Annotated in this window: 15 protein-coding genes and 1 riboswitch; all 15 genes read right to left on the bottom strand. The window is 58.8% G+C overall.

What is annotated here, in order from left to right; genetic code table 11:
* Nucleotides 1-2 precede the first annotated feature (2 nt).
* Nucleotides 3-1,313: an ABC transporter permease gene (locus tag L2731_RS03190; protein ID WP_249251806.1), complete on the bottom strand. Its 1,311-nt coding sequence runs from the start codon at nucleotides 1,311-1,313 to the stop codon at nucleotides 3-5.
* A gap of 11 nt (nucleotides 1,314-1,324) precedes the next feature.
* Nucleotides 1,325-2,047, bottom strand: coding sequence for an ABC transporter ATP-binding protein (locus L2731_RS03185; protein WP_011864529.1), 723 nt, complete (start codon nucleotides 2,045-2,047; stop codon nucleotides 1,325-1,327).
* A 64-nt stretch (nucleotides 2,048-2,111) separates the two neighbouring features.
* Nucleotides 2,112-2,348 (bottom strand): hypothetical protein, encoded by a 237-nt coding sequence (locus L2731_RS03180; protein ID WP_220044297.1) that lies wholly within the window; start codon nucleotides 2,346-2,348, stop codon nucleotides 2,112-2,114.
* An 11-nt stretch (nucleotides 2,349-2,359) separates the two neighbouring features.
* Complete coding sequence (locus tag L2731_RS03175; RefSeq protein WP_249251805.1) at nucleotides 2,360-3,622, bottom strand: efflux RND transporter periplasmic adaptor subunit; 1,263 nt, start codon at nucleotides 3,620-3,622, stop codon at nucleotides 2,360-2,362.
* 349 nt (nucleotides 3,623-3,971) lie between these two features.
* Complete coding sequence (locus tag L2731_RS03170) at nucleotides 3,972-4,355, bottom strand: MAPEG family protein (protein WP_239869250.1); 384 nt, start codon at nucleotides 4,353-4,355, stop codon at nucleotides 3,972-3,974.
* 48 nt (nucleotides 4,356-4,403) lie between these two features.
* A complete protein-coding gene (locus L2731_RS03165; protein WP_249251804.1) occupies nucleotides 4,404-5,228 on the bottom strand; it encodes a cobalamin-binding protein in 825 nt (274 codons plus the stop codon).
* Nucleotides 5,229-5,438: a hypothetical protein gene (locus L2731_RS03160; RefSeq protein ID WP_249251803.1), complete on the bottom strand. Its 210-nt coding sequence runs from the start codon at nucleotides 5,436-5,438 to the stop codon at nucleotides 5,229-5,231. It abuts the gene before it with no gap.
* Between the two features lie 110 nt (nucleotides 5,439-5,548).
* A complete protein-coding gene (gene cobO / locus L2731_RS03155) occupies nucleotides 5,549-6,166 on the bottom strand; it encodes a cob(I)yrinic acid a,c-diamide adenosyltransferase (protein ID WP_249251802.1) in 618 nt (205 codons plus the stop codon).
* 10 nt (nucleotides 6,167-6,176) lie between these two features.
* Nucleotides 6,177-7,790 carry a cobyric acid synthase gene (locus L2731_RS03150; RefSeq protein ID WP_249251801.1) on the bottom strand — a complete coding sequence of 538 codons (1,614 nt, stop codon included), beginning with the start codon at nucleotides 7,788-7,790 and terminating at the stop codon, nucleotides 6,177-6,179.
* 12 nt (nucleotides 7,791-7,802) lie between these two features.
* Nucleotides 7,803-8,351 (bottom strand): bifunctional adenosylcobinamide kinase/adenosylcobinamide-phosphate guanylyltransferase, encoded by a 549-nt coding sequence (cobU, locus tag L2731_RS03145; protein WP_249251800.1) that lies wholly within the window; start codon nucleotides 8,349-8,351, stop codon nucleotides 7,803-7,805.
* Complete coding sequence (locus L2731_RS03140) at nucleotides 8,348-9,115, bottom strand: adenosylcobinamide-GDP ribazoletransferase (protein ID WP_249251799.1); 768 nt, start codon at nucleotides 9,113-9,115, stop codon at nucleotides 8,348-8,350. The genes cobU and L2731_RS03140 overlap by 4 nt, the downstream gene beginning before the upstream one ends.
* Before the next feature lie 41 nt (nucleotides 9,116-9,156).
* Nucleotides 9,157-10,185: a nicotinate-nucleotide--dimethylbenzimidazole phosphoribosyltransferase gene (gene cobT / locus L2731_RS03135; RefSeq protein WP_249251798.1), complete on the bottom strand. Its 1,029-nt coding sequence runs from the start codon at nucleotides 10,183-10,185 to the stop codon at nucleotides 9,157-9,159.
* A gap of 64 nt (nucleotides 10,186-10,249) precedes the next feature.
* Entirely contained in the window at nucleotides 10,250-11,293 is a 1,044-nt protein-coding gene (locus L2731_RS03130; RefSeq protein ID WP_249251797.1) for a FecCD family ABC transporter permease, read from the bottom strand.
* Nucleotides 11,280-12,119 (bottom strand): ABC transporter ATP-binding protein, encoded by an 840-nt coding sequence (locus L2731_RS03125; RefSeq protein WP_249251985.1) that lies wholly within the window; start codon nucleotides 12,117-12,119, stop codon nucleotides 11,280-11,282. The genes L2731_RS03130 and L2731_RS03125 overlap by 14 nt, the downstream gene beginning before the upstream one ends.
* A 207-nt stretch (nucleotides 12,120-12,326) precedes the next feature.
* A riboswitch (cobalamin riboswitch) is annotated at nucleotides 12,327-12,507 on the bottom strand.
* Between the two features lie 51 nt (nucleotides 12,508-12,558).
* A complete protein-coding gene (locus L2731_RS03120; RefSeq protein WP_249251796.1) occupies nucleotides 12,559-13,170 on the bottom strand; it encodes a histidine phosphatase family protein in 612 nt (203 codons plus the stop codon).
* Nucleotides 13,171-13,196 lie beyond the last annotated feature (26 nt).

Here is a 13,196-nt window from a genome sequence, read left to right as displayed (position 1 = left end):
CCTTATTGGCTCTTCAAGTAGACGCTTGGTTTAGTGCGGCACACCACCCAGGCAGGATAGAGTCCGGCCAGCAGCGCGGTACCCACGGCGATGGTGGGGGTGATCAACCACATGCTCATGGAGAGATGGGTCAGTCCCTCGGCGACGCCGAAGCGTGCCGACAGGGCATAGAGGGCGCCCCAGGCCCACAAGAGTCCCACCAGGCCACCAAACAGGCCGATGACGCCCACTTCCACCATGTACTGAGAGAAGATCTGTCCACGGCTGGCGCCGATGGCACGTCTGACACCCACCTCTGGCGCACGCTTGAGAAACTTGGTCAGCATCAAGCCGAGGATGTTCACCAGGCAGACGCTGAGGAACAAGGCACTCAATCCCACCAGAATCTTGTTATCTTCCGGCACCACATGGCTGCGCTCCAGCCAGCCGGCGACGTCAGACATGAGCACAGAGTCGACAGGTGACTTGTTGTCGGTGAAGCGGCCCAGCTCCTTCTGCTGCTCCACATAGTTGGCCAAGTAGTTCTTATAGGCGGCGCGATCTTCGGCGCTCGGCAGATAGGTCCAGTATTCCAACCACACCTTCTCCGAATTCAACCTGTCCTGATAGTTGTTCATCGGCTCATGTTTCCAACCTGAGGAGTTACCCCAGACGCTAAATTCCTCGGTTGCCGACAGCGAAAAGGGAATATAGATCTGCTCCGATTTGGCGAAGGCGCCACTGGTCGGATCGTAATACTTAGGCTGAGGATTCCAGTCGCCAATCACCCCCACCACCTGATAGGGCTTACGGTTGAGGTAGATGGTCTTGCCGACGCTATTCTCGCCGCCAAACAGCTTCTGGTTGAGCTTCTCGCCAATCACCGCCTGATAGGCAGGATCTAGGTCCACCGCCTTGTCCCAGCGATTACCATAGACAAAGGGCACCTCAAACATCTTGAAGAAATCGCCGTCGGTCACCCTGATGCCTTGCAGCCTGGGCAGTACCTCTGGGTTGTCTGTCTGCACCGCCATGCCGCTACGGAACATGGCCGCCTGGGCATTAGCCACATTGCCCTTACGCAGGTTCATCGCATCCTGGTAGGTAACCAGGCGATGAAAGTCATCCCAGGTGTCCGGCCCCTGTGACCAGAGCTGAATCGCGTTAAGCTGCTCGGAGCGCTCACCGGCCGGGTTATAGGCCATCATGCTGTAGACGTTCAGCGTGGTGATGGTGATGCCTATCCCCACAGAGATGGCCAGCACCATGAGCAGCGACAGAATCGGCGTCTTGCGTATGCTGCGCCAGGCGAGATCGACGTAATATAGAAACATGCTTACTCTCCTTAGCTGGCCACTTTTTCGGCCGTATCGACCAGGTGCGACTGACCGCCCTGGTACAGGGTGAAGTCACACACCTGACCGTCGACGATCTGAATGTTGCGCTGGGCGCGGCGCGCCAATTCGGGATCGTGGGTCACCATGATGATGGTGGTGCCCGCCTTGTTGATCTCTTCTAAAAGCTCCATCACCTGACGAGCCATCAGGCTGTCCAAGTTACCTGTTGGCTCGTCGGCGAGGAGAAATCTTGGTTCGCCAGCCAGGGCGCGGGCAATCGCCACACGCTGCTGCTGACCACCGGAAAGTTGTGATGGCAGATGCTTCATACGTGCCCCCAGGCCCACTTGCTCCAGCGCGGCCTTCACGCGGCGCTGACGCTCCTTGGCGTTGAAGCCGCGGTAACGCAGTGGCACCTCGACATTCTCCGCCAAGTTAAGGTCGGGGATCAGGTTAAAGCCCTGAAAGATGAAGCCTATCTTCTCGTTGCGAATGGCGGCTGCCTTGTTATCGCTCAGGTTAGAGATGTTGACATCGTCCAGATGATATTCGCCGTTGGTAAAGCCCTCTAACAGGCCGGCGATGTTGAGAAAGGTGGTCTTGCCCGAGCCAGACGGCCCGGTGACGGCGACAAACTCACCTTCCTTAACCTCGAGATTGAAATCCCGTAACGCATGGGTTTCCACCAAATCCGTTTTAAACACCTTGTTGATATTTTTCATCGTTAACATGGGTTGTATCCTTTGTTTTTGTATCGCGTTATTCAGTTTGTTATTACACCTATGCCCGGACGGACTAGGACAATCGGGCCAATAACCATTGAGTTAAATCACCGCCAACTCTGGCGACGTCGGGAAGTTGGTTACTATCGACCGGCTGCCCGTGCATGCCGGTCGCTTCTAATATGTTGAGCCCGAGCAGAAACCAGTCTGATGCATCCTGGGTATAGACCTGAGTCGCCACCAGCAGGAGTAATAGCGCCAGTCCTGCGACCACTCGTTCTGGATGTAGCTTTATCATCAGGGTCTTCATCGCTTCGCTCCTTAGCGGATCAATACTTGTTCGGCGTTCTTAAAGGCGTCGGTGGAGGAGATGATCCACTGGTCGCCGACCTCACCGCCCGAGACCACCTCTATGTGGCTCATGCTGCGGGCACCCAGTTGGATCTCGGTGCGCTCGGCTAGGTCGTTCTTGACGGCATAGACCAGGGTGCCGCCGCCACTGTTGACGAAGGGGCCACGCTTGACCATGAGCACGTCGGGACGATTTTCCAGTAAGACGCGGGCCGACAGACGCTGGTTCTGACGCAGGTGCAGGGCAACTTGCTGCTCGAAGCGCACTCGGGTAGTCACCTCACGGTTGCGCACCTCGGGAGAGATGGCCGACAGCTTACCCATCACCAGTTGGCCGCCGAAGTTAAGCTCGACATCCATGCCAATCCCCAGCTCGTCGGCGTAGGATTCTGGCACCGCCAGCTCGGCCTCGAAGGCGCTCAGATCCACCACGGTCAATATGGGCTGGCTCTGACCGATACGGGCCTTCTGCTCCGTCAGCCAGTTACCTATGATGCCGCCGACGGGTGCGATGATATTCAGCGCCGCCACCTGGCGTTCGAGCTCGGCGACTACCAGAGCCTGGCGAGCCACCTCTGAGGCCTTGTTCTTCAGCTCAAAACTCAAGGTATCTTTCATCAGCTCGGCTTCCTGTTGGGCGTGAGCGTAGAGCAGTTTGGCCTTGTGCAGCTCATCCTTGCTCTTCTCATAATCTATCTTAGAGATCAGGCTAGACTCGATCAGCTGGTCGCCACGGCGACTCTCGCGATCCGCCGCCTCGAGATCCACCTTGGCCATGTCCAGGGTCTGTATCGCCTTAAGCTGATCGCGGCGGGCGTCGAGACGGGCACGCTCCAGGCTGCTCTGCATCCCTTCCAGCAGCGCCTGTTGCTGCTTGAGGTTGTTGGTCAGGCTGTGGCTCTCTATGGTGGCGACCACCTGGCCCTGCTCCACCTTGTCACCCGGGTTGGCGATTAGGGTCACTGTGCCCTTCTCTGGGGCGTAGAGGATAGGGGCATTGGCGGCGACTATCTTGCCGGTAGAGGCGATGTCACGCACTAAGGTGCCGCGCTCCAGGGTGGCAAAACGCAGCTCACTACGGTCGATAGACTCGCTCACGCTGCTGCCGCTGACGCTGGCCCACACCAGACCAGAAACCAGGAGAACGCCTGCGCCGATAGTGACAGGCCATTTGATGCGACGTCCCAGGCTGGGGGCAACTTGCTTATCTTGTGCGCTGGTATCTTTAATCATTGTTTATCCCTAACAGTGTCCGTTACTCGACCGAGTCGATTTCTGCCCATTAGGATTACAATTGCCGTGCCAACTTTTATATTCGGTAATTTTCAACAGCTTAGACAAAGATGTCCGCTAAGTATTCCATGAAAGTGTCCGCGGACACCCGCAAAAGTGTCCGGTCATTTTCCCCGAGTGTCCGCATATGAGGAAAGCCGGACAGACGAGAAAGTACGGACACAGGAGAAAACCTGATAGAGCGTTAAAACGCTTGGAAGATTAGCGAGCTAATAAGCGTCAGCCCCAACGACAGAGGGTAAAGGGCTGCTCTCATAGCGAACCCACTGAGTGGGCATTGAGGAAGGAGTTAAAACGCCCGAGCGAAGATGGCGAAGGCGGCGATGATGGCCACGAACCAGGAAAGCGAACGCAGGGTGCTCTTATCCAGCAGGTAGAGGAGATGATAGGCACATCTTGCCAGCACATGCACCAGGGCTAACAGACCGACAGTGTCGTCGACCTTGTCCCGTGCAATCACGGTCAGCGCCGCCACGGCGAAGATCAGCAGGGACTCGAAGGCGTTCTGGTGTGCCGCCAAGGCGCGGGCGCCGAAGCCGGTCAGCTGAGCCTGCTGAGTTCTGGGATAGGCATTGTCATAGCCACCCTGCTTTGCCATCGCCATGGCCACGGGTACCTTGGCCAGGTAGGGAAGCAACATGGCAAAGAGTAAGCAGGCCAGTAGCATAGTCATCATTTATCTCCTTTTTGTTTAGCGCATTGTTTTAGCTTTAGTTTGTATTTATCTCACCTTGTCCAGGGCCTTGCACAAAGATTCAATCCCTAAGATGGCCCTTGGAGTCGCCCGATGCAAGAGGTCGGCATCCAGTTGATAGATGTGGCGCTGCTTCACCGCCGGGATCTCCTGCCAGGCAGACCAGTCGATGCCGCGCACATTACCCTCGTCCTGACTCTGCAATATCACCTGAGGTTGCTTTAGCAGCACAGCCTCCAGGCTCACCTGGGGATACTCGTTCCCCGCGTCGCTAAACACATTCTCGCCGTGGCAGACCTGGATGATCTGCTCTATCCAACTACCCTCGGCCACCGTCATCAGGGGCACTGACCAGAGCTGATAGAAGACCCGCACCGCCGCCTTGGCCCGATTTTCCTTGCTGAGCGCCTTTAGGCCGATAAGGTACTGCTCGGCCACTCGCTCCGCTTCGCGCTCCTTGCCAGTCAACTTGCCCAGCGCCAGCAGATCGTCAGCCACCGCCTCCAGCGTCTTAGGGTCGCTGTTATAGATGGGATAACCCAGCTGAGTCAGGCGCTCGATATCCTCGCGCTTGTTGCCGCCGCCCCAGATGACAATCAGATCCGGGTCCAGCTCGATAACTTTCTCTATCTGTATGCCGTAGTAGCCGCCGATCCGCGGGATCGCCTTGGCCGCATCGGGAAAATCGGCATGATCTGTGGTCGCAACCACCCTATCCCCCGCCCCGATACTAAACAGCATCTCCACCCCATGGGGCGACAAGGCGATGATCCGCTTCGCAGGCGCCGCCATAAGCCCAGGCACACAAAGCCATAACGCCAGTATCAGCCAGAGGTTAACCCTTAATCTCATCTATTCTTTTCCCTTTCTAGTTTTAAGCAGATAGAACTGCGTGGTGAGCTCAAAGAAAAATCCAAATTGCGTCATGAAGCCCATATCCTTCATTTCAAACTGTTTGCTTCTGTGGCTAAGCCCATGAGCATACAGGAGTATGTAATTGGGTGAGTCGGCGCAGACAATACCGCCACAGAGGCAAACAGGCAGAAATCCAAATTGCGTCATGAAGTGCTCTAATGCAAGGCGCCCCGCAATGAACGGCGAAGACATACCTATAGGTAGGCGAGCCGTGAATGAGGACGCAACGCCGCAATTGAGCACTGCAAAAGCAATTTTTAGTAATCGAAGCCAAGCTGGGCTTTAACGCCGCTCTCGAATGCATGCTTTATCGGCTGCACCTCACTCACAGTATCCGCCAGCTCCAGAATCGTCCTGTGACAGGCTCGCCCCGTGATGATCACATGCTGCATGGGCGGGCGGTTTTTCAGCGCCTCCAGCACCCTGTCCAGCTCCAGGTAGTGATAACTCACCATATAGGTCAGCTCATCTAACAGCACTATGTCTATGGTGTCGTCTTTTAGCAAAGTCTCGGCGGCCTCCCAGGCACTCAGCGCCGCCAGAGTATCGGCCTCTCTGTCCTGGGTCTCCCAGGTGAAGCCAGTGGCCATCACATGAAACTCGACGCCTACCTGCTCCAGCACGGCGCGCTCACCGCAGGGCCAGTTGCCCTTGATAAATTGCACCACGGCGGCCTTCTTGCCATGACCGACGGCGCGGGTGATGTTACCGAAACCCGCCGTGGTCTTGCCCTTGCCGTTGCCCGTCATCACCAGCAGCACGCCCTTCTCTGTCTGGGCCTTGGCAATCTTGGCGTCTACTGCCTCCTTCACCTTCTGCTGGCGCGCCTTATGACGCTCGGCCTTGTGATTTTCCGACTGCTTGTCCGCGCTCATCTTCTCTCCTTTAGTTATTCTTGTTAGGTCGCCTTAGTGGCGTCTCGGCGAGGATGGCGCTCAGCCTCGCCATGTCCAGATGCTCGGCCAGGGTATCGGCCAGGCGATCTAACTGTGCCTGTTTGATGGCCTGTGGGTCTATGGTGACCGCGGTCAATAGCCCGGCCCACTCTAGCAGCAATGCACAGGCCTCAGGGCTGTCGAACAGACCATGCAGATAGCTGCCCAGGATCTGACCATCATGGGACAGGCAGCCCTCGGTGAAATGGTTACCCTCGTCGCTCGTTAGGGTGAGGGGCTTGGTCGCCGCCGATAACAGAGTGGAGCGGCCACAGTGGATCTCATAGCCTGCTATGCTTGCGCGCTCACCCGCCAGTTTTATCCTGCCTGTCACCTGAGCCAGACGCTTGTTAGGGGTCAGCTCTGTGACTATGGGCAGCAGCCCCAGGCCATCGCTGTCGCCAGCCTCGCCCTCGACCCCTTGGGGATCTTCGATGGCCAGCCCCAACATCTGATAACCACCACAGATACCTATCACCTTGCCGCCATATCTCAGGTGGCGCTTAAGGGCGCGATCCCAGCCCTGTTCGACCATAACGGCCAGGTCCTGCCGCACACTCTTGCTGCCGGGCAATATGATGAGATCGGCATCAATTGCCTGACCGTCGTAGGCCTCGTTTACCTGTTGATAGCGAAAGTCGATATCCGGATGCAGTCTGAGAGGATCGAAATCTGTGTGATTGCTGATGCGGGGAAAGACCAGCACCAACACCCGAAAGCGTGCGTTGCCACTGCTCACCTGACGGGCATCCAGGGCATCCTCGGCCTCCAGATGCAGATCGTTAAGGTAGGGCAAGACGCCCAGCACGGGCTTGTCTATCCTGGCCTCTAGCCAATCCAGGCCGGACTTAAGCAGCGAGATGTCACCGCGAAAGCGATTGATCACCACACCTCTGACTCTGGACTGCTCAGATGCTGACAACAGCGCCAGGGTGCCGACGATATGGGCGAACACCCCGCCCTTGTCGATGTCGGCGATCAGGATCACCGGGCAGTCCACCGCCTCGGCGAAGCCCATGTTGGCGATATCCCCCTCGCGCAGGTTGATCTCCGCCGGGCTGCCTGCCCCTTCCACCAGGATCAGCTCATACTGCTGCTCCAGGCGTGACAGCGAGTCGAGCACCGCCGCCATCGCCTTGGTGCGATAGCCCTGGCTGTCTTTGCCAAAATAGGTCTGGGCCTCCATGTGAGACAGGGCCTTGCCCTGCACTATCACCTGGGAGCTGGTGTCCGAGTTAGGTTTGAGCAATATGGGATTAAAGTCTGTGTGGGGCGCAAGGTAACAGGCCTCGGCCTGCAGCGCCTGGGCGCGGCCTATCTCACCGCCGTCAAAGGTCACCGCGCTATTGAGCGCCATGTTTTGCGGCTTGAAGGGGGCGACCCTTCGCCCCTGACGGGCGAAGTAGCGGCACAGGCCCGCCACCAGGGTGCTCTTACCCGCATCCGAGGTGGTGCCCTGCACCATCAAGATATTGCCACTCGCCTCTTGATGGCTATTGCCCTGCTTGCCCTGCTTGCTCTGTTTACTCGGATTGCGCTGATTACTTGAGTTATCTGGTGTCATTGGCTTCTCTTCCTATTCCTTGGTGCCCTGGCTCGTCTCATCCTTGAGGATCAGCGGCAGACCTGCGGTGACCAAGACCACCTGCTGGGCTCGCTGAGCGATCGCCTGATGCAGCCAACCCGCCTCGTCGACGAAGCGGCGACTCAAGGGGTCGGCCGGTACCACGCCACAGCCCACCTCGTTGCTGATCAGCACCACAGCTCCCGGCGCAGTTTCCAGGGCGCGCAGCAGCGCCGCCTTGGTGCTTGGCCAGTCATCGCCCTCGAGTAGCTGATTGGTGAGCCAGAGGGTGAGGCAATCGACTAAGATCACCCGTTTCTCCCTGGCGTGAGTTTCGATACAGGCACTCAAGTGTAGCGGACACTCCAGGGTCTGCCAGGGCAAACCATCCTCACGGCGCTCATCCTGGTGGCGGGCGATGCGCGCGCGCATCTCCTCATCCAGCCCCTGGGCGGTGGCTACGAACAGGCACTCATACCCCTTGGCCACATAATCGGCCACCAGGGACAGGCCGTGGCGAGACTTGCCGCTGCGGGCGCCGCCTAGAACCAGGTGTATCATAGGCTGATCACCAGGATAAACAGGTAACATAGCAGCTCGATCACCTGCTGGGTCGCCCCCAGCACATCGCCTGTATAGCCGCCTATCTGACGGCGATAACTGCGTACCAGCAGGTGGCGCGCCGCCAGCAACACCAGACAGAGGGAGAGCGCCGAGGCGATACCGCTGAGCCAGAGGGTGAGGATGCCGGTCAGCAACAAAATTCCGAGCTCATTTGGGGTCTGCGACTGGGCCAGGGGCTTGCTCTTGCTGCTGTCGTCATCGCGTACATAGGTCTCGGTGAAGATGAGTGAGGCCGCCACCATACGGCTCAGGCAGTGGCCCACCACCAAGGCTGCCATCACGAGATCGCCGTCGAACAGGGCAATTTCACTGAGCAGCACGAACTTAAACAGCAGGCTGATCACCAGAGCCAGTACGCCATAGGTGCCAACCCGCGAGTCTTTCATTATGGTGAGCTTATCCTGCACCTGCCAGCCGCCACCGAATCCGTCGGCGGTATCCGCCAGGCCATCTTCGTGGAAGCCACCGCTGAGCAGCAGCCCGGTCGCCATGGCGAGTAGGATGGCGACGCTGATAGGCAATACCTGAGTCGCCAGGCTATAGACAAGGGCGCAGAGGCCACCGACAAGCACGCCGACCAGGGCAAAGTAACGGCTGGCCTGATTGAGCCGCTCATTGTCGACCTTCACCCAGGCCGGCATGGGGATCCGGGTAAAGAAGCCCATGGCGATAAAAAACAGGTTTAACTCTCTGGCAAACATCGTCGCGCTTTCCCTTTTTGATCCTTAGATTGCTATTGCCGCTAAATCGAAATGCCCATCTCTTCGAGGGAGGCCATCTCGTTGTAAAATGTGGCCGCCGCCTGCACCAGGGGCACAGCCAAGGCAGCCCCGGTCCCCTCGCCGAGACGCAATCCAAGAGACAAGAGCGGCTGGGCATTGAGGTGCTCCAGCATCAGTTTGTGGCCGCGCTCGCCGGACTCATGGGCGAAGATCATATAGTCCCGGGCGTTGGGCGCTATGGTCACCGCCGCCAGGGCCGCCGCCGTGGCGATAAAGCCGTCGATCAGCACCAGCATCTTCAGCTCTGCCGCGGCTAGGATGGCACCTGTCATCTGCACTATCTCGAACCCACCCAGACAGGCCAATACGCCATAGGGGTCGCCCAGTTGCTCGCGGTGCAGAAACAGCGCCTGCTCCACCAGCATCTGCTTGCGCGCCAGGGTGGCAGCATCTATGCCTGTGCCCCGGCCGACACACTCGGCCGCCTCGCGGCCGAGCAGCGCCGCCATAATGGCTGCCGCCGAGCTGGTGTTGCCTATGCCCATCTCACCGAAGGCGATCAGGTTACAGCCGCGGCCGTAATGCAGCGCGACCCGCTCCCTGGCCATGGCAAAGCCCTGCTTGACCGCGCCCAGAGTCATGGCGGGTTCGCGATGAATCGCACCTGTGCCGGCCCCTAGCCGCTGATTGATGAGCGCCGGTTGATCGGTGATCTCAAGGGCGATGCCGCAGTCGATCACCTCCATGGTGACTCCAGCCTGAGCACAGAAGAGATTAATTGCCGCGCCGCCTTGCAGGAAGTTCATCACCATCTGAGTGGTCACCTCGCTGGGGGCGATAGAGACCCCCGAGGCGGCGATGCCATGATCGCCGGCAAACACCAGCAGGGTCGGCGCGCTGATCTGCGGCTTGTCGGGCCCCAGCACCCGGGCGATAGTCATCGCCAGGGATTCCAGCTCTCCCAAGGCCCCCAGGGGTTTAGTCTTGCTGTCGATCCGCGCCTGTATCATGGCATCGAACTCGCTACTTACCTCGACTACTTCAAACATACAGCTCCCTCATACATACAACTCACCCTAGTTCTTTCGCATCACTCAATATTCGCATCAGGGGCTAACGTCGACGCTTGCCACCAAGAATAAACAGGAAGAATAGGCTACCTATCACAGCCGTGATGATCCCCACGGGCAGCTCCTGGTAACTCAGCAGACACCTGGCCAGCACATCCACCCAGATCATAAACAGGCCGCCCACCAGGGCCGTCAGCAGCAGGGCGAAACGCCCCGGCAGCAATAGCCGCACCATATGGGGCACCATCAAGCCGACAAAACCTATACCGCCACAGTTGGCCACCAGTACGGCGGTGATCAGGGAGCAGAGCAGCAGGCTGATCAGCCGCAGGCGCTGCACCCGGATCCCTAAGGTATGGGCGGTCTCGTCTCCCGCCTGTATGGCGAGGATCTGCCGCTTCAGCAGCATGAGCACGACGCTGGCGCTAAGCACCAGCAGCCAGGGCAGCGAGAGCATAGACCAACTGGCCTTGGCGAAACTGCCCAGGCTCCAAAACAGCACAGAGGCAGCCGATTGCGGCCCGGAAAAGTAGAGCATCAAACTGGCCAATGCCCCAAACAGGAAGGAGATCGCCACCCCGGAGAGCAGCATGCGCTCTATCTGAGTGTTCAGATCCCGCCCACACAGGGCCAGCACCATGAGCACCGCCAGGCTGGCACCGATAAAGGCGCCAAGCGGCAGGCCGACACTGGCAAGAGCGCCGCCGACACCGCCCAGCAGGGTGATCACCACCACGGCCCCCAGAGATGCACCCGAGGAGATACCAAACAGATAGGGGTCGGCTAAGGGGTTGCGGGTCACCGTCTGTAACACGGCGCCCGCCAGGGCCAGGCCGAAGCCGGCGATAAAGGCCAGCAAGATGCGCGGCAGACGCAGTTCTATGATGATCCTCGCGGTCACGCCGCCGGGATCGGCGCCGCTCAGTTTGGCCAGCAGCAGCTCCAGCACCTCGGCAACGCCTATCTGCGCCGCGCCGAAACTCACCGCCAGCACTGGGGTCGCCAGGGTCAAGAGCCCAAGGCAGACGAAGGCCAGTTGCTGCAAGGCGCCATATCGCCCGCCCTGACTCAGACTAGCGCTCAACATGAGTCTCCTCCCTTATCTCGCTAGTTTCGTCATCTCGGCGAGTACTCGGCTGACTGTTATGATAACCATAGAAATAGTTGATCTGCGGGTTACCATGCTGAGGATGGGGCGCTACCTGACAGCAGACGCCGAACACCCTGGCGATCTGCGCCTCGCTCAGCACCTGTTTGGGCGAGCCCTGGGCCACGGCGTGCCCCTGATCCAGCAACAAAAGTTGATCGCACAGGGCGCTGGCGAGGTTCAGGTCGTGAATCGAGATCACCACAGTGATCCCCAGGGCCTTAAGCAGCTCGAGGATCTGGATCTGATAACGGATGTCCAGGTGGTTGGTGGGCTCGTCGAGGATCAGCAGCTTGGGCTGCTGCACTATGGCGCGAGCGATAAGCGCCCGCTGCTTCTCACCGCCGGAGAGGGAGGCGTAGGTCTGACTGGCGCGATCCTTAAGCCCCACGGTTTTCAGCGCCTGACTCACCGCCAGACGATCAGCCTTAGTGGTCATGGAGAAGGCGGCCTTATGTGGCGTGAGCCCCAATGCCACCAGCTGGGCCGTGGTCATGTCGAAATGCTGGGGCGTGTCTTGCAGCACCACGGCCACCTCGCGGGCAAAGGCCCTGGCGCTCAGGCTGGCGATGGGCTGACCAAACAGTTGGATCTCGCCGCTGCTTGGGGTGAGGAAACGATAGAGACAACGCAGCAGGCTGGACTTGCCGGCGCCGTTGGGACCAATGATCCCCAGCATCTTGCCTTCTGGCAGTGCCAGGTTAACCTGAGACAATATAGCGCGATCGCCGCAGCGCCAGCCGAGGTCGCGCACCGACAGCGCCACCTTCGCGTCTAAGCCATTATATAAGCCGTCGCTTAAGCGGTCACCTTTGCCATCGCCTAGGTTATGCGCGGGGAGTGGAGCTTGATCTGTACGGGCGTTCAACTACACGCCCTCCGAACGACTCACGCCGAGGCGCCATCGCCCTTGGGCCTGTTGCGGCCCCGAGGAATTCTTCATCTTTTGCTTCCCTCAAGTCACCCGCTTGAGATAGTGGTTAGAGAGTAGGCAGGTATCCTGACTCGTGGCGGCCAAAGGATAAAACCAGTTGGCGGGCACACTCACAGTTGCGGGCACAGTTTGGGCTAGCGGCGCTCGGCCTTCCCCAATTCCCTATTAAGTCCGAGTTCTCGCCTTAGCGATCTCGACACCATACTCCCGGCGCAGGCGGTCCCTGCGCCCGGTTATTATGCTAAATTTTGCCGCCGACACAAGGCCGGACTCACTCGGCATCATGCCAGTGCAGACGCCAGAAACTTTCTCCCGTCTTATCGCGGTAATGGCTTACCTTGACCACGCTGGCGTAATCCAGACTCAAGCGGGTATAGAAACCCACCGCGCGCTCGACCCCAAGCGCCTTGGCCATCAGGTGACGAATCACTCCGCCGTGGGTGATGAGCAAGAGCACCTCGCCGCTGTGCTGATGCACAAGTTGCTCGACCACCTCGTCCACACGCTGTTCAAACGCCGCCATGGGCTCACCCTCGGGCAATGGATTGGCCCAAGGGTCCTGCCAGTAGGCGGTGAGCTCGGCGCCATGGTCTGCATGCAGCTCAGGAATCGGCTGACCGTCCCAGCGGCCGAAGTAAACCTCCTTCAATCCGGCGTCCAGCGCCACCTTGACCTGATTCTTGCTGGTCAGATGCTCGGCAAACACGCGGCAGCGAGACAGCGGCGAGCTGATCACCCTGTCCACCGCCTCGGGCAGCTTGGCATAGGCCAGCTGCATCTGGGCGAAGCCTATCTCTGTAAGAGGTTGATCGCTATGGCCGCGCAGCAGGTTGCCGCCTTCGCATTCACCGTGGCGCATCAAATAGAGTGTCGTTTGCGTCATAACCTCAGCATTAAACCTTTTCAAGT

The sequence above is a fragment of the Shewanella aquimarina genome, assembly GCF_023349185.1.
GTDB classification, from domain to species: Bacteria; Pseudomonadota; Gammaproteobacteria; order Enterobacterales; family Shewanellaceae; genus Shewanella; species Shewanella aquimarina.
This window is presented reverse-complemented; position numbering and strand designations above follow the sequence as displayed.